This is a genomic window from Pseudomonas sp. SWRI92, from assembly GCF_014268685.1.
In the GTDB taxonomy this organism is placed as follows: Bacteria; Pseudomonadota; Gammaproteobacteria; order Pseudomonadales; family Pseudomonadaceae; genus Aquipseudomonas; species Aquipseudomonas marvdashtae.
Genome location: NZ_JABWQY010000001.1, coordinates 111,824 through 128,450 on the forward strand (window position 1 = coordinate 111,824; position 16,627 = coordinate 128,450).

Here is a 16,627-nt window from a genome sequence, read left to right on the forward strand (position 1 = left end):
ATGTCCTACCGCTGTCGTGCCCTGCGTTTGACGATCGTCGTTGCCTTTGCTGGATTGTTGCAGGCCTGCGATATCGACCTGTACACCAACCTCGGCGAGCGCGAGGCCAATGCCATGGTCGCCGTCCTGCTGCGCGACGGCGTTCCGGCCTCGCGCAAAGTACAGGACAACGGCCAACTGACGGTGGTGGTGGACGAAAAACGTTTCGCCCAAGCCATGGCGTTGCTTGATGAAGCAGGTTTACCGGGCCAGTCGTTTTCCAACCTGGGCCAGGTCTTCAAGAGTAACGGCCTGGTGTCATCGCCGGTCCAGGAGCGGGCGCAAATGGTCTACGCCTTGAGCGAAGAACTGTCCCACAGCGTGTCGGAAATCGACGGCATCATCTCTTCTCGGGTGCACGTCGTGCTGCCGGACAACGACTTGCTCAAGCGCGTGATATCGCCTTCCTCGGCATCCGTGCTGGTGCGCTACGACCCGGCCACCGATATCAATCAATTGATCCCGCAGATCAAGACGCTGGTCGCCAACGGGATTTCCGGCCTGAGCTACGAAGGCGTTTCGGTGACGGCCATCAAGGCTGCTGTCGCCGGCCAACGCAGCGGTGCCCAGCCGCGCCTGGCGAGCTTTCTGGGCATGTGGATGCTGGAAGACAATCTGCCCCGGGCGCGGCTGATCTTCGGTTTCCTGCTGCTCTGCACTCTGGGGCTTGCCGGCGTTATCGGTTGGCAGCATTGGCAGCGGCGCGGTGCCCAGTCGGTGTACGTGCTGGAAGACGCGCAATGACAGCGGTTCCAAGCCCTCTGCGGCAAGCCTGGCAAACCTTGCTGGACCAACCGCTGGCCTTCGTCAATACGCGCCATCTGCATGAGTGCTGGTCGCAGCCGCTAACCGCTCAACAGCATGCGGCGCTGTACACCATGCCGCGTTTCCAGGAGCGGCTGCTTCAGCAGTTGATGGGCCATTTCCGCCTGCCGGCGCTCGCGCTTGTGCCGCCGCCGGACGAACAGGATCTTGCGGTGCTGTTGCTCTCTCCCGAAGCGTTCAAGCGCTTGCCGCGTCTGTGCGGCGCGATCTGGCACGCGCAGACGTTGAGCCGCGAAATTCGCAGCGACCGGGTCAACTTATTGCGCAATGCGCTGGGCAGCGAGGTGTTCGCGCTGGCCCTCGCGCATCGCTTGCTGGCGGGCGCTGCGGACCTGTTGCGCGAACCTGCCGAGTTGCTCGAAGCCATTGACCATGATGGCGCCCGTTGTGTGACGGCCTGGCTGCAGCGCCAGCCGGCCGGGTTGCGTGACTGGCTCCGGTTGCGTCTGGACTTGACGCAGGTCGACGACTCGCCCAGCACGGCGGACCCGAACATCGTGCGCCGCGCCGCCGCGGCATTTGGCCCGCCAGACGGGGAGGTGGCCGGATGAGCGGACTACCCACCCGTCCCGCAGCGCGCATCCTTCGTGCCGAACAGGCCGACCTGTGGATCGATGGCTATGCCTTTGTCCAGGCCGCGAAGGAGGAGGCGCAGAACCTGCGCAACGACAGCGCGCGTTGGCTGGAGCAGGCTCGCGAGGCGGGCTTCGAAAGCGCTCGCCAACAGGGCGCCGAAGAAGTTGGCGCGTTGCTGGTCGAGACGTCGTTGAAGGTCGATAGCTGGTTGTCCGGCCTGGAAGCGTCCATGGCCGATCTGGCCCTGGGCATCGTGCGTGAAGTGCTCGACGACATGGACGACGCTGAGCGAATTGTGCGTTGCACCCGCAAGGCACTGAACGCGTTTCGCCAGGATCAATCCCTGTGCCTGTTCGTACCCCGACAGGACGTCGAGGCGGTACGTCATCGCCTGAACTCGAAGCTGGACAGCCCGCCACTGATCACGGTCGAAGCTGACGATCAACTGGCGCCTGGCCAGGCGCGGCTGAGCAGCCCTGTCGGGTCTGTGGAACTGGGTCTGGAGGCGCAACTGAATAATCTGCGCCGCTACCTGCTACCGTTTGCAGAAGGTCAGCAGTCGTGAGCGTTGAAGTGACGGCGATTATTCCACGCCTGGCCGAGCGCCTCGGCGAAGCGCGGCCGCGGCCCATGAAAGGCACAGTGCGCAGCATTCGCGGCGTGCTCTTGCGGGCCAGTGTCGCCGGCGTGCGCATCGGCGAGCTATGCCAACTGCGCGATCCAAGCAGCGGTCGCAGCCTGGCGGCGGAAGTCATCGGGTTTGAGCAGGACGAAGCCATTCTGTCGCCCATCGGTTCGATGGAAGGCCTGTCGACCCGCACCGAAATCATTGCCACCGGCGAGACGCTGGGGGTCAGCGTCGGCGACGCGCAATTGGGCCGGGTGATCAGCCCGATGGGGGATTATCTGGACGGCGACGGTGTCCTGCCCCTGGGAATCATGCGGCATTACCCGCTGCATGCCGAACCGCCGCCACCGTTTTCCCGACAACTGATCGTCAAACCCATGTCCCTCGGCGTGCGCTCAATCGATGGCTTGCTGACCCTGGCCCAAGGGCAGCGCATGGGCATCTTCGGCGAGCCGGGGGTGGGCAAGTCTTCGCTCCTGGCGAGCATTGTGCGCCACACCGACGCGGACGTGATCGTCATCGGCCTGATCGGCGAGCGGGGGCGGGAGGTGCGCGAGCTGTTGGATGTGCAACTGGATGCCCAGGCACGCGCACGCACCGTGGCGGTGGTCGCGACCTCTGATCGACCCGCCGCTGAGCGGGTGCGCGCGGCATACGTCGCCACGGCGCTGGCGGAATATCACCGCGATCAGGGCCGCAATGTGTTGCTGCTGATGGACAGCCTGACCCGGTTCGCCCGTGCGCAGCGGGAAATCGGCTTGGCTGTGGGCGAACCACCGACCCGGCGCGGGTATCCGCCGTCATTCTTTTCCGCGTTGCCGCGCCTGCTGGAGCGCGCAGGGCCTGGCCCGGTCGGCAGCATCACCGCGCTGTACACCGTGCTGACGGAGGGCGACGTATCGATGGACCCCGTGGCGGAAGAGGCGCGCTCGATTCTCGACGGACATATTGTGCTTAGCGCTGAACTGGCCCAGCGCAATTACTTCCCCGCGGTGGACGTGTTGCGCAGCCGCAGCCGCTTGATGGATCAGGTTTGCAGCGATGAGCAGCGTCACCTGGCCATGCGCATCCGCGAGCTGATGGCGCGGCGCAATGAAATCGAAATGCTTATCCGCGTCGGCGAATACGCCGCCGGCAGTGATCCGCTGGCCGACGAGGCCATCGCACGGCATGCCGCCATCGAAGCGTTCATGCGCCAGGGCGCGGCTGAACCGAGCAGTGCCGAACAGACGCTCAGCCACATGCGCAAGGTCTTGGCATGAATCCGGAGGCTTTATGAAGACCAATGATTTACGCACCTTGCAGGCCTTGCGTCAGCTGCGCGAGCAGCGTGCCGCCAGCCAGTTGGCCGCTCAGCAGCAACGGTGCAGCGACACGCATCATGCCCTCAATGACGCCAGGGACAAATTGCACTTGCATCGGGAATCGCTTGCTCGCGAGGCCGAGCGCATCTACGGATCTTTCAGTGATGGGCTGTCGATCAATGCCTGGCACGCCGCCCAGGAACATTTGAACGAGCTGGCGGGTAGTCGGCGTCAGTTGGAAGAATCAGTCGAGCAGGCTGCGCAGTTGTTCGAAGTACAGGAGCAGGAGCGCGAAGTGTTTCGCGCGGCCCGCATGGCGCGGCAGCGTCAGGCCGATGCGTGCGACTCGCTGCTCGAGGGGCGCCTGCGAAGCGAGCGTCGCGCTGGGGAATCTCGGGACGATGCCGACGATGTTCCTGCTGCGCCGAGGGGCGCGGCATGACCTGCCGCGAGCGCGAATGCTTGGCGCCGGAGCCAGGCACCGATACAGCACTGAGCGGGTTGCCCATCTACGATCCGCAATGGCTGACGTTGCACAATCGACTGCATCGCCACCGCGCACCCTGGCAGGGGCACTGCGCCGACCAGCCGGTCAGCGTGCTGTTGGCCGGTGTCACCGCGCCGCTCGAGCCATTGCTCGACATCCATTTATCGCTGGGTAATCACCCGCTTGTGTTGCAACTGCCGACTCCGGCGCTCGAGGTGCTCGGGTTGGCGAATTACCCGCTGGAGCATTTGCAGCGGTTACCCGGCGTGCTGCTGCTGGAATTGGCTTTGCTCAGCCTGATCGAACCGCTGGAGCAACTGACCGGCCAGTCGTTGCGGGTTGTAGAACCGGGGGACATGGCTGACTCGCCGCCTGTGCTGAGCCTGATGCTGCAGGTGCAGGTTGCCCAGCATTCACTGTGGGCGGTGCCGCTGCATATGAGCGCTGATGCCGCCCGGCTGATCGCCAAGCTATTGGATCAGTACGCCGCTCCCGCAACCCAATCATTGGCTGCGCTGTGTTTGCCGCTGGCGGTGGAGGGGGGCGAGGCCTGGCTGAGCGTGGCCGAGCTGCGCAGCCTGCGGCCGGGTGATGTGCTGATGCTGGAGGACTGGCCCGAGGCGCAGGTTCGGCTGGCGCTCGGCGCTCATCTGCAAGCCCGCGCTGAACGCGATGGCGACACCTTGAAGTTGCTTGAACAACCGACTGCTGTTAACTCTTTGAAGGAACATCCCATGTCTGTAACAACCGTCGGGTCCGATTTGGACACTGCGCTCGACACCACCCTGGACGACCTGCCGCTCAAACTGGTGTGTCAGGTCGGCAGCGTGGACCTGTCGCTGGCGCAATTGCGTGAGTTGGGAGCGGGAAGCCTGGTGCAGCTGGCGCCGCAGTTGCACGCCGGCGTCGACCTTATGGTCAACGGTCGACGCGTCGGCCAGGGCCAACTCGTGAAGATTGGCGACGGTCTGGGCGTACGTCTTCTGAGCTTCTGCACGCCATGAATGGCTACCAGCCCAACCTGATCGAAATCATTCTGGTCGTTGCCACCATCGGCCTTATTCCGCTGGCCGTGGTGACCCTGACGGGTTTCATGAAGATATCCGTGGTGCTGTTTCTGATTCGCAACGCCTTGGGCGTGCAGCAGACGCCGCCGAACCTGGTGCTGTATGGCATCGCCCTGATTCTTTCGGTGTATGTGACCACGCCGTTGATTGGTGACATGTATCGCCAAGTCGAAGGGCGCAACTTGAATATGGAAAACGTCGAGCAACTCCGGGAGCTCGGTGATGCGCTCAGGCCGCCGTTGCAGGCGCATTTGTCGCGGTTCGCCAACGAAAGCGAGCGCGGTTTTTTCGTGCAGGCCACCGAAACGATCTGGTCGTCCGAAGCTCGTGCAGACCTGCGCGACGATGATCTGGTGGTATTGGTGCCGGCCTTTGTCAGCTCTGAGCTGACACGCGCGTTCGAGATCGGCTTCCTGCTGTACATCCCGTTCCTGGTGGTGGACCTGCTGGTCGCCAATGTCTTGATGGCGATGGGCATGTCGATGGTTTCACCGACGCTCATATCGATACCGCTGAAGATTTTTCTCTTTGTTGCCTTGAGCGGCTGGTCGCGCTTGATGCATGGCCTGATTCTAAGTTACGGGTGAAATCATGGGGCAGGATGTTTTTCTTTCGTTGATGAACAAGGCGTTGATGACCGTGCTGTTGCTGTCAGCACCCGCGCTTGGTATCGCCATCGTTGTTGGCCTGGGCGTTGGTTTGCTGCAGGCGCTGACGCAGATCCAGGACCAGACCTTGCCGCAAGTGGTGAAGCTGGTTGCCGTGCTGCTGGTGATCGTGTTTGTCGGGCCGCTGTTGGCCAGCCAGGTCGCCGAGCTTGGCAGCGAAGTGTTGGATAACTTCCCGTTGTGGACGCGCTGAGCCTACATGGATGCCAACGTCGCCAACGCCTTCCTCGAGGTTGCGTACCCGGTCATCAGCTCGGCGGCACTGGCGGCCAGCCGTGCCATGGGCGTGGTGCTCATTACCCCGGCGTTCAATCGCCTCGGCCTGACCGGGATGATCCGCGGCTGTGTCGCGGTGGCGATCGCCATTCCGATGTTCGTACCGGTATTCGGGGCTTTCACGGCACTACCCGAGCACGGCAGCTTTTTCCTTGCGGGCTTGATGGTCAAGGAGATGCTGATCGGCGTGCTCATCGGGCTGTTGTTCGGCATTCCGTTCTGGGCGGCCGAGGTGGCGGGGGAGCTGGTCGACCTGCAGCGCGGCTCGACCATGGCGCAACTGGTCGACCCGTTGTCGTCCGGCGAATCCAGCGTCATGGCGACGCTGTTGACGGTGATGCTGATTACGCTGTTCTTCATGTCCGGCGGCTTCATCATGTTGGTCGACGGCTATTACCACAGCTACCAGTTGTGGCCGGTAACGGCGTTCACCCCGTTATTCGCCAGCTCGGCGCTGATAGCCGTGCTGTCGATCCTCGACCAGGTGATGCGCGTCGGCGTGCTGATGGTTTCGCCGCTGATCATTTGCTTGCTGGTGACCGACCTGATGCTTGCGTACCTGTCGCGGATGGCGCCAAGTCTGCATATTTTTGACATGTCACTGCCGGTCAAGAACCTGTTCTTCACGGTGTTGATGGTGATCTATATCGGCTTCCTGATTCCGGTGATGCTCGATCAGTTGGGCGAATTTCGCGGTACGGTGGAGTTCCTCAAAACCCTGGCAGGTTCGTTATGAGCCCTTGTGCACCGCGGGCCTTGCATGGGCGATAGCAGCGAAGAAAAATCCCAGCCGGCCACGGACAAGAAACTGCGTGATGCACGGCAGAAGGGCCAGGTCGCCAAAAGCCAGGACCTGGTGTCCGGGATGGTCATCCTGTTCTGCACACTCTGCATATCGATCCTGTTGCCGCGGGCGCAGGCTCAAGTGGCGGCGTTGCTGGACATGGTTGCGCTGCTGTACATCGAGCCGTTTCACTCCGTCTGGCCTCGGGTGCTGGATACCGCTGGACAGCTGGTGCTGACGATCACCTTGCCGGTGGTTTCGGTAACGGTAGGCGTGGTCATCGTCACCAACATCGTTTCAATGCGCGGCGTTGTATTTTCGGTGGAGCCGATCAAGCCGGATTTCAAACGCATCAACCCGGCTGAAGGGTTCAAGCGTATTTTTTCGATGCGCAGTTTCGTGGAATTTCTCAAGGGCTTGGTGAAGTTGGTCATGCTCGCTTTGGCATTTTATGTGGTCGGCCGGCATGCCTTGCAGGCGCTGATGGAATCATCGCGCTGCGGAGCCGGATGCATCGAATCGACGTTTTACCTGGTGCTCAAGCCCCTGATGCTGACTGTGCTGGCCGCCTTTCTGCTGGTCGGTTGCGTCGACGTGCTGATGCAGCGCTGGTTGTTCGGCCGCGACATGAAAATGACCCGCAGTGAGCAGAAACGCGAGCGCAAGGATGTCGACGGTGACCCGCTGGTCAAGAGCGAACGTCAGCGCCAGCGTCGGGAAATGCAGGCGCTGGCGACCAAGCTCGGGTTGGGGCGTGCCTCGTTGATGATCGGCACCGGCGGCGGCTGGGTTGTCGGTGTGCGTTATGTCCGTGGCGAGACGCCCGTTCCCGTTGTGGTGTGCCGCGCCGAGCCGCAGGACTCGTCGGCCATGCTGGCGGAAGCGGCGACCTTGGGTATCGCCCACGGCTTGAGCGCCAAGCTGGCCGCTGAAATTGCCAAGCGTGCGGTGCCCGGTGAACCGGTGCCTGACTCTACCTTTCAGGCCGTGGCTGACCTGCTGGTAGCGGCTCGGTTGATTTGAAGGTTCAACTGGCGTTGCAGACGCGCGTCTTCAAACGGCCAAGGTCAGCCGCAATACGCGTCGACCAGAAATGTGCACCCTGGTTGTCAGCCTCGTTCCACGCATCCTGAAGCACGCGATGTGACAGCGGGTTGCCTTGCTTGAGCAGAAGCTGCGCCTTGATGCGCAACAGTTCCGGAACAAACCAGCGCTCCTCGCGGCTTCGAACGGTTTGCAGGGTTTCATCGACAATCTCCAGGCTGCGGTGCTCCAGCCCGAGCATGGCCAACCCCAAGGCGTATTCGCTGCGAAGCAGGCTATACAGGGGGCTGCCACCCTGGTCCTGCAACTGCTCTAGGACTTCGCCCAGGCCCGGTACGCCGTCTTCCGCAGCGCCCTGGCGGATGAGCAGTATGTGCTCGAAACACCGGCTGAACTGGCGCCACAAATAAAGATCATGAGCTTCCAAGCTGTCTTGCAGCACCGACAGGTAGTAACGCGCCTTTCGCTCATTCCCCACCAATAAAGCAGTCGGAATCGCGCCAATGCACAACGTGTACCACAGCGTGGCTGGATGATTGAGGCTGATGGCCTGGCTCACGCTTTTTTCCAGTGTCGACAGCGCCGCCGCGACATCCCCTTGCAACAAATGGATCTTCGCCTTCAGCGACCGCGCGGCGATACGTTGGTCGAAATGCAGGTCGATCAAGTGGGTGTTCGCCGAAAGCGGGGCGCTCAGGGCTTCGACCACCGAGCGTCGTGCATCTTCCAACCGACCCATGTGGAACTGCGCATTGGCACGCATGCGCAGGCCGAGCAACTGGCGGTCGCTGTGGGCCGCGCCTTGACTTGACGCCACATACTGATCGGCCAGCTCAAGTGCGGCAATGTACTGATTCGCGCAGCTTCTATCGTGCCACAGGCCCCACAGCGCACGCAGTTGATGCTCGGTGTCATTGAGCATCAGCGCGTCTTCGCTGACTTGCTGCCATGCGTTGCGGATCTTTGCACCGCCACCAAAGGTAAGCATCATGACGCTGGCCGAGGCGGTCAGTAACAGCATGCGTTGGCGTTGCTGGATGGGCGCACTGTCGTAGATGGGCTGCAGGCCGCGGTTGACCCAGTCGTAGTATTCAGCGCTGAGTGAAAGGCGCAACCAGAGCGGCAGGCTGGCCAGCGTCAGCTCCACCGCCAATCCGTAGTCGCCTCGCGATGAATACGCCCAGTCGAGCGCAGCGCGAACGCTGTCGATTTGTGTCCCATACCGAGCGAGCCAGGCTTGCGGGGGCGTTGTGACGAGGCCTTGTACGGACGCTTTCAACTCATCCAGCGTCCAGTTTGCGTGACGCCGCGCAGTGGTGTCGGTTGCGCCCTGCGCCGCGAGTTTCTCTGCGGCATAGAGGCGGGTGGTTTCCAGCAGCCGGTAGCGTCTGGCCGAGCCTTGCCCGCAGGAGGTCACCAGCGACTTGTCCACCAAGTTTTCCATCAGTTGCGCCGGGTCCTGGTTGTCGACGGCAATCACGGCCTCCACCGCGCGCAAGGTGAACACGCCGGTGAACACCGATAGTTGACGAAGCATGGCTTGTTCAGCGGCGCAGAGCATCGCGTGGGTCCAGTCCAGGGCGGCCCCCAGGGTGCGATGCCTCGGGAGCGCGGTACGCTGACCGGTCATTTGCAAGCGAAAGCTGCCGTCGAGCATCTTCACCAGCGGCTCGATGCCGAACGCTCGTACTCGTGCGGCGGCGATCTCGATAGCCAGTGCATTGCCGTCGAGTTTGCGGCAGATGGCGGCAACGGCAGGGACATCCTGATGCGTGAAAACGTAACCCAGATCGTGCGCTGCGATGCGCTCCACCAGCAACGCGATGGCGGGGTAGGCCAGCGCTTGCACCGTGTCCAGGCGGGCCTCCGGCGTTGGAAACGGCAGGGGGGCCAGGTCATGCACGAACTCGCCTTCGGCGTGCAGCGGCTCGCGGCTCGTGACCAGCACCGAGCATTGCCGGGCACTGCGCAGGATCGTTTCGATGGACTTGGCGATTTCTTCGAGGACGTGCTCGCAGTTGTCCAGAATGAGCAATGCCTTGCTGGTGGCGAGGCTACTGGCGATGACCATTGATGGGTCGTCGGCCGTGCAGTCGATTCCCAAGGCTGCGGCGATGACGACGTGCACCAACTGACCGCGACTGACTGGGGCGAGATCGATAAAACTGACGCCTTGCGGATATCGGTGCCGCATCCGGTTCGCCAAGGCCAGCGCAACCGTGGTTTTGCCAATGCCTGCAGGGCCGGTGACGGTCACGAAGCGACGCTGCTCAAGCTGTTTTTCCAGCGTGTCCAGCAGTTCTTCCCTGCCGAATATCCGCTTTATTGTGCCTTGAAGTTCAGCGTTTTCAGCCTCGTCGGGCGGCCTGGTGGAGTTCGATGGCGCGGTTATCGGCGCGGCGAAACGATAGCCGCGACCCGGGACGGTGGCGATGTAGCCGAGGTCGCCATTGGCGCCGAAGGTGCGACGTAACGTCAGGATCTGCGCCCGCAGATTACATTCCTCGACCACCACCCTGGGCCAGACGAGAGTGAGCAATTGGGCTTTCTCCATCAGCTCACCGGCACGCGTGGCCATGGCGATCAACAGGAGCATTGCGCGGCTGCCAAGAGGGACGGGTTCGCCGTTTCTCAACAGCAAATGATGCTGTGGGATCAGAACGTACGCGCCGAAACAGATCGCGTTGTCCGGTACAGGGATGTTCGGCCTGCTATCGCAAAGAGTTCTTTCCGGGCTGGGGCTGTCGAGATTCATCGTATACCTATCAGACTGACGTCTTACCAGCACATCGTGAATGCGCCTTTTCCATGTTCAGTAGGTAACTGGCAGCATCCGAGAGAATCATTACTGTTTTAGTATCGGCTGAAACATTGGCCGTTGTGGGCGTTCCCGAAATCCCGGATCTCAACACCTTGGAAATTGACGGTGAGATTTTCCGAACCTTCGGGTGCTCAAACGTATCAGAAGAGACAGGACAGGCGCTGAATGTAATCCCAGGGACACGTGAGTCGCAGGAAGATCTCCCCAGGAAAATTCCAGAATAAGCCGCGGTTTGAAACCGTGAACATGCGACCAGGTCGCTAGTCAGGAAGTATTTATGGCGCAACAAAGCCGTACTGACAAAATCATCGTAATTGGCGCTTCCAGCGGTGGACTCGCGGCGTTACGCGAACTGCTCCCCCATCTTCCGAGCGACTTGCGCGCTGCAATCTTCATTACGATGCACATAGGCGATCGACAAAGTCTGTTGCCACGCCTTCTGGCGCAGGTAAGTGCCATGGACATTGATTTTGCGATGTCCGAGGAAGAAATAAAGAGCGGTCGTATTTACGTCGCGCCACCGGACAGGCATCTGCTGATCAAACGGGGAACGTTGCAGTTGGCCCGCAGCGCCAAGGAAAACCATTCCCGCCCGGCGATTGATCCGATGTTTCGATCCGCTGCCATCAGCTACGGGAATAGGACAATCGGTGTCGTGCTGACCGGTGAGCTCGATGACGGTGTCGTCGGCCTTCAGGCGATCAAGGCATACGGTGGCATGGCATTCGTTCAAGATCCGCAGACGGCCGAAGCCCCCTCCATGCCGATGAATGCGCTTCGGCATGTTGAGGTGGACGGATGCTTGCCGCTCGATGAACTGGGAAAGACCTTGGGGCAGACCATCCAGCAGTGGGGAACCGAAGCTGACTCGCCTTGGCAGCCGAGACGTATCGAGCCTTTTGCCACGGAAAACGACCTCACTGAGGATCTGAGTTCTGGCGGCGCCCATGCCTTGGAGGCGGTAGGTGAGAAGGCTGGGATGTCGTGTCCTGAATGCGGAGGCGCGCTGTGGGAGCTGGGGTCCACACCGCTGCGTTTCCGTTGCCACACCGGCCATAGCTATACCTATACCGTTTTGTCTAAAGCCCAGAATGAAACAGTGGAAGAAGCGCTCTGGGTCGCGATTCGAGCGCTGCATGAAAAGCAGTTGCTCGTGGGCCGGCTGATTCAAAACAGTAAGGATTCCGGACGAAACGCCGCTGTCCAGGAGTATGAACTGACCAACGAAGAGCTCGAGAGCCATAAGACGACTCTTCGAGCACTGTTGGCGAAGCTACGCCCCATTTGAGTCATGTCTGCCGGGAGTCAGGCGCGCATCAGGGCGACGAGTGCAGGGACAGTGAGTACGGCGGTGTAATAGCCCATGAACTGCACCCCAATGTTGAACCCCAGGAAGCGTGAAAGAAATCCGCCCAGCAGCCCGATGGTGATGATGACCAGCAAACCCAAGAGGCCACCTTCCCAGATACCAATCACCAGGATCAGGCCAACGAACGTCGAGATCACAGCTTCGTGGCTGATTTTGCGCGACACGTAGGAGGCCGCTCTGTGCGCGTAATTCATGGTGAAGGGGTAGGCAATCAGGATGGCAATGACCACTGCCAACATGCCATACCCCAAGAACTCCCAAGTGCTCAGAAGTGAGTGCAAGTTGTGCACCTGACCGGTCGCTGTGTCGACGCTAAAGCGCGGGGGCGCATTGAAGAGTGGCGCTGCCGGGCCCGCCGCAACAGGGCTCAGAGGCAGACCAAAAGCGATCAGCGGGATCAATGCTTCCGCGATGTAGGTTGACTCGGTGACCCCGTTTCGCGCGGTTATGACAGTGGTCATGCGATGGTAGACGTGCTTGACCCTGGAACCGACGACTTCGCCCATGATGACGGTCATGGCAACCGGGCTGAACACGAAGGTGGCGCTGGAGACTACGGCGGTGATGGCGGTCCACATGCTTTGTTTGCTGTCCAACACCCTGAGCGGATTCGGAAAAAATCCGCCCCAGCTTTTTACGTCGGGCGATAAGGAAAAAGTGCGCACCTCTTGGCGTCGCATGGTTGCTCGCTCGGCAGGTGCGAGCATGCAGAACAGTGCGGCGATCAGCGGACCGATGGCAATGCCGAGGAAGTAGCTGACACTGAGCTTGACCCCATACTGACCGGTGATGCTTTGCAGGCCGACGATCACCATGACGAAGGGGATCAGCGTCAACACAGCCGCCATACGGCCTTTGGAGAACCATGCAATGGCGATCGCCGCCGCCAGGAAAACCCAAGGTGCCGCGCGCTTGATCATGTCACCGAACGGCGCGAGCATCACGGCGAACAGCACGGCCATCGGCACAGCGATCAACGCGGCAATGACCGCACCGGAGATCATCTTGCGCAGCGCAATGTGGGGGACGCCCAGGTTGCGCAGGAAGTTGGCTTCGCGCATCAGTGGCGTTGCCATGGTGTCGCCCGGAATACCCAGTAGGGCCGTCGGTACGGCGTGGGTCATGTGTTTGGCCACGGCGCCCGCCAGGAAGAATGTCAGCACCCCTGCGGCAGGCACGCCCAGCAGAACGACCAGTAAAGTCAGCGGCGCGAGCGTAGTGGTTTCATCGCTACCTGAAATGAGTCCGATCCCGGCGAACACAATGGCTCCCAGGATACCCATGCCCAACGCTATCAGGATCTGATCCAGCAACGGTTCGATCATGACCGACCCCCATTGATGCTCGCCGGGCTGACCGCGGCGGGAGCATAGAAGCCTTCCGCGGAGGTCTGAAGACCTTTCTCGTAGTCAGCGAACAGATCATGAAGGTCCAACTCACGCAGCTCCGCGAGCGTGGCGGGTGGCAGGTCGCTCAGGCGGCCAAGGGGACCGTATTCATTCTGCAACTCGATCAGGATCTTTGAACGCCATGCCGGATCTGCCACAAGTTCTACGACATGACGCTTGGGTTTGAACAGCGCGGCACTGATGGCTCCGCCTGCCAGGCAACCGACAATACCCACCAGCATCGCGTACGCGCGGGCCATCTGCGCAGACTCGACCCAGCCGACAAGCAGGTGCTGCGCCACGAAGAAAGCACCCAGGCTGACGACTGCGCCGATGCCAATGGAGTACAGCAGGTGGCGACCGTCTACCGTGTCGCCCCATACTTCAAACAGTTCGGCTTTCATAAAGGTTCTCCCATCGCCCCTGCGGGCTTTTATTGTTATGAACGTGAAGAGAGATGTGACTTGGTTCGTTTCTACGAGACGGTCCTGATCATGACTGTGCACGCTTTTGCTTGAGCAGTTCAGCCGCTTTGTCCGAGCGCACGTCACCAGTCTCGACCATTTGCTTGGCCAGCCAGTTGACCTCTTCACCTCTGGCGCCAGCGGAAAGGGCGATGTTGCGCGCGTGCAACGCCATGTGACCGCGTTGGATTCCCTCAGTCGACAGTGCGCGCAGCGCGCCCAGGTTTTGTGCCAGGCCGACGGCCACAGCGATTTCGGCGAGTTCCTGGGCGGTCTTCACACCGAGGATGCGCAGCGACAATTGTGCCAGTGGGTGAGTCTTGGTGGCACCGCCGACCAGGCCGACAGGCATGGGCATTTCCAGGGTGCCGACGAGATGCCCTTTGGCATCTTTTTCCCACGTGGTCAGCGAACCGTAATGGCCGTTGCGGCAGGCATAGGCGTGTGCACCCGCTTCGACCGCGCGCCAGTCATTGCCCGTGGCGACGATCAGAGGGTCAATGCCGTTCATGATCCCTTTGTTGTGGGTGGCTGCACGATAAGGATCGATGACGGCGAAGTTGTAGGCATCGAGAATCCCTTCGATAACGTCCTCGCCTTTGAAGGCTGCAGTCGCAAGCAGCTCAGGGGCAATGCGGATTTGGGCTCGGGCAAGGCGCAGGTCGGCCAGGTTGGACAGAATCCGCAGTCGTACCTTACCGCCGGTAATTTCTTCCATCAGTGGCGCCACCGCTTCAGCCATTGTGTTCACGGTATTGGCGCCCATGGCGTCGCGCACGTCGACGATAAGGTGGGCAACCAGCATCGGCCCACGAGGGCTCTGGGCGAAGTTGTGCACTTCGATGTCGCGGCAACCACCGCCCAGCTTGTTCAGCAGTTGGTCCTTGCGGTTCGCCAGTTCGATGATTTCGTCTTTGCGGCGCAAGAGACTCAGGCGTGCATTGAACGGATCTTCGATGTCGACAATCTGCACCTGGGCGCGCATCAGCGGCAGGGAGCTGGACGTCTGGAAACCACCGGCCTCGCGCGCCAGCTTGGCCATGAACGAGGCTGCCGCGACGACCGAAGGTTCCTCAACCACCAGCGGCACGATGACGTCGCGGCCATTGATCTGGAAGTTGCTCGCGACGGCGTAGGGTAGTTCGAATTTGCCGATGACGTTTTCGATCATGCCGTCGGCTATTTCCAGGGGCAGGGCGCCGGCATCGCGTAGCAGGGCAATATCGGCTTCTGGCAGCTCGAGCAGCTCTTGCAAGTGACCCAGGCGTTCGGCGGGCGACATGCTGCGGAACATGGGGAGGCGGGAGTCGATACTCATTTGACGAGTCCTGATGCAGTTATTGTTGTCGAGTGGCTGTCACCCTATGCGCATGTGTCTTGGCGAAAAAGGTACAGTTTGGACAGACAGTACCTAAGCTGTACCCTCTGCGATTCATTCACTCAGGATTCCTTTCGATGTCACGGCTGACACTTGCCCAGCAACTGGCGGCGTCATTGGTCGAGCAAATCGGCAATGGCACCTATCGAGTCGGTGACCGCTTGCCATCGCTGCGCGAGTGCATGCGCTTGTTTGGCCATTCGAAAAATACCGTGATCAACGCTTATGAATCGCTGGCCTCGCAAGGGCTTGTCGAAGCGCGCCATGGGCAGGGCTTCTTCGTCAAACAGGGCGCACCGAGCAACAACGAACCGGAAGAGCCGCTGCCGTTCACCCGGGCGATGGACACCATCTGGCTCATGCGCCAGCAATTTGTCCGTGAGCCCAGCCAATCGCCACTCGGTGAGGGTTTTCCGCCCGTCGAGTGGCTGATGGATTTGCGGCTGGACAAGTTCACCCGGCAAATCATGCGCATCGGGGTCACGACACTTTTTCGCTACGGAAATCGGCTAGGGAACGCCGCTCTTCGCCAACACCTAGTGCAAAAACTCGCGACCTATTCAATTGCTGCCAGCCCTCGCCAGATCGTTACCACCCATGGGGCGAACCACGCATTGGATCTGATCATCCGCCGTTTTATTGCCCCGGGGGATCACGTGTTGGTCGAGGATCCCGGCTATTACCCGCTGTTCGGCAAGTTGCAATTGCAAGGAGCGCTGATGCTGTCTGTGCCGAGATTGGCGGATGGACCGGACATGGAGGTGCTGGAACAGCATCTGCTTGTGCATAAGCCAAAGTTGTTCTTCATGCAGTCGGTCGGGCACAACCCGACGGGCTCCGATATTTCACCCGGCAAAGCCCATCGGTTGGTTCAGTTGGCGCAAGCGCACAACTTTATCCTGGTGGACGACGACGCGTTGGCGGATTTCAAACCGGCCTCGGCCATCAAGGTGTCCGCGCTGGACCAGTTGAGCCGCTCGCTGTACGTAGGCAGCTTTTCCAAATCGGTCTCTGCGGCATTAAGGGTTGGGTTTATCGCTGGCAGTAAAGATGTCATCGATGAATTGGGTGACCTGAAAATGCTGCTGCATACCAGCACATCCGAGCTTTGTGAGCGAACCGTGGATGCGATTCTGATGGAGGGGCATTTCCTGCGACATCTGATCCGTCTTCAAGAACGGTTGAAGACTGCTACCACGCAAGGCTTGCAGATTCTGGACGAAATAGGCGCCGAGGTATTTGTTCGTCCTGAGCAAAGTCTTTATCTGTGGGTCAGGTTTCCTCACATTGACGATGCCAGGGAGCTGACGCGACAACTGCTTCCAAAGGGTTTCATGATCGCCCCTGGACACATTTTTTCACCGGAGCAATCGCGTATCAATCCATGGACGAGATTGAATGTTGCGTATCTGAATGATCCGTTGTTCAAAGCTGTCCTGGGCTTTCGGCCATAGGCAGTCCCAAGTCTTTCAACTCGTCAGATCCAGATCTGAGACCATGCGCAAGAAC

At 60.6% G+C, this 16,627-nt stretch carries 16 protein-coding genes; 12 read left to right on the top strand and 4 right to left on the bottom strand.

The window, feature by feature from the left end; translation table 11 throughout:
- The 10 genes from sctJ to HU762_RS00465 are packed head-to-tail and all read left to right on the top strand — an operon-like array spanning position 1 to position 7,677.
- The gene (gene sctJ, locus HU762_RS00420; protein ID WP_186631369.1) at positions 1 to 783 is read left to right on the top strand and encodes a type III secretion inner membrane ring lipoprotein SctJ; all 783 of its coding nucleotides are present in this window, start codon (positions 1 to 3) and stop codon (positions 781 to 783) included.
- On the top strand, positions 780 to 1,415 hold the full coding sequence (locus HU762_RS00425; RefSeq protein ID WP_186631373.1) for a type III secretion protein: 636 nt from the start codon (positions 780 to 782) through the stop codon (positions 1,413 to 1,415). Before sctJ ends, HU762_RS00425 begins: the two co-directional genes overlap by 4 nt.
- Positions 1,412 to 2,005 carry a type III secretion system stator protein SctL gene (sctL, locus tag HU762_RS00430; RefSeq protein ID WP_186631376.1) on the top strand — a complete coding sequence of 198 codons (594 nt, stop codon included), beginning with the start codon at positions 1,412 to 1,414 and terminating at the stop codon, positions 2,003 to 2,005. Before HU762_RS00425 ends, sctL begins: the two co-directional genes overlap by 4 nt.
- Entirely contained in the window at positions 2,002 to 3,330 is a 1,329-nt protein-coding gene (locus HU762_RS00435) for a FliI/YscN family ATPase (protein WP_186631379.1), read from the top strand. The genes sctL and HU762_RS00435 overlap by 4 nt, the downstream gene beginning before the upstream one ends.
- A 13-nt stretch (positions 3,331 to 3,343) precedes the next feature.
- On the top strand, positions 3,344 to 3,814 hold the full coding sequence (locus HU762_RS00440; protein ID WP_186631382.1) for a hypothetical protein: 471 nt from the start codon (positions 3,344 to 3,346) through the stop codon (positions 3,812 to 3,814).
- Positions 3,811 to 4,863: a type III secretion system cytoplasmic ring protein SctQ gene (sctQ, locus tag HU762_RS00445; RefSeq protein WP_186631385.1), complete on the top strand. Its 1,053-nt coding sequence runs from the start codon at positions 3,811 to 3,813 to the stop codon at positions 4,861 to 4,863. The genes HU762_RS00440 and sctQ overlap by 4 nt, the downstream gene beginning before the upstream one ends.
- A complete protein-coding gene (gene sctR / locus HU762_RS00450) occupies positions 4,860 to 5,513 on the top strand; it encodes a type III secretion system export apparatus subunit SctR (protein WP_186631388.1) in 654 nt (217 codons plus the stop codon). The genes sctQ and sctR overlap by 4 nt, the downstream gene beginning before the upstream one ends.
- 4 nt (positions 5,514 to 5,517) lie before the next feature.
- Complete coding sequence (locus tag HU762_RS00455; protein WP_048726514.1) at positions 5,518 to 5,787, top strand: flagellar biosynthetic protein FliQ; 270 nt, start codon at positions 5,518 to 5,520, stop codon at positions 5,785 to 5,787.
- A gap of 6 nt (positions 5,788 to 5,793) precedes the next feature.
- Positions 5,794 to 6,606 carry a type III secretion system export apparatus subunit SctT gene (sctT, locus tag HU762_RS00460; RefSeq protein ID WP_186631391.1) on the top strand — a complete coding sequence of 271 codons (813 nt, stop codon included), beginning with the start codon at positions 5,794 to 5,796 and terminating at the stop codon, positions 6,604 to 6,606.
- Between the two features lie 24 nt (positions 6,607 to 6,630).
- Positions 6,631 to 7,677, top strand: a complete 1,047-nt coding sequence (locus HU762_RS00465) for an EscU/YscU/HrcU family type III secretion system export apparatus switch protein (RefSeq protein ID WP_186631395.1) — start codon at positions 6,631 to 6,633, stop codon at positions 7,675 to 7,677.
- A 4-nt stretch (positions 7,678 to 7,681) separates the two neighbouring features.
- Here HU762_RS00465 and HU762_RS00470 read toward each other — a convergent pair whose 3' ends face one another.
- Positions 7,682 to 10,453, bottom strand: coding sequence for a winged helix-turn-helix domain-containing protein (locus HU762_RS00470; RefSeq protein ID WP_186631398.1), 2,772 nt, complete (start codon positions 10,451 to 10,453; stop codon positions 7,682 to 7,684).
- Positions 10,454 to 10,796: 343 nt separating this feature from the next.
- Between HU762_RS00470 and HU762_RS00475 the strand changes: the two genes are divergently transcribed.
- A complete protein-coding gene (locus HU762_RS00475) occupies positions 10,797 to 11,807 on the top strand; it encodes a chemotaxis protein CheB (protein ID WP_186631401.1) in 1,011 nt (336 codons plus the stop codon).
- Between the two features lie 17 nt (positions 11,808 to 11,824).
- Here the strand turns inward: HU762_RS00475 and HU762_RS00480 are convergent, their stop codons facing one another.
- From HU762_RS00480 to HU762_RS00490, 3 genes are all read right to left on the bottom strand, one after another.
- Complete coding sequence (locus tag HU762_RS00480; RefSeq protein WP_186631404.1) at positions 11,825 to 13,213, bottom strand: tripartite tricarboxylate transporter permease; 1,389 nt, start codon at positions 13,211 to 13,213, stop codon at positions 11,825 to 11,827.
- Complete coding sequence (locus HU762_RS00485) at positions 13,210 to 13,680, bottom strand: hypothetical protein (protein WP_186631407.1); 471 nt, start codon at positions 13,678 to 13,680, stop codon at positions 13,210 to 13,212. The genes HU762_RS00480 and HU762_RS00485 overlap by 4 nt, the downstream gene beginning before the upstream one ends.
- A gap of 88 nt (positions 13,681 to 13,768) precedes the next feature.
- The gene (locus tag HU762_RS00490; RefSeq protein WP_186631410.1) at positions 13,769 to 15,058 is read right to left on the bottom strand and encodes a hydroxymethylglutaryl-CoA reductase, degradative; all 1,290 of its coding nucleotides are present in this window, start codon (positions 15,056 to 15,058) and stop codon (positions 13,769 to 13,771) included.
- A gap of 137 nt (positions 15,059 to 15,195) precedes the next feature.
- Between HU762_RS00490 and HU762_RS00495 the strand changes: the two genes are divergently transcribed.
- Entirely contained in the window at positions 15,196 to 16,572 is a 1,377-nt protein-coding gene (locus tag HU762_RS00495; protein ID WP_186632902.1) for a PLP-dependent aminotransferase family protein, read from the top strand.
- The last annotated feature ends 55 nt before the right edge of the window (positions 16,573 to 16,627 follow it).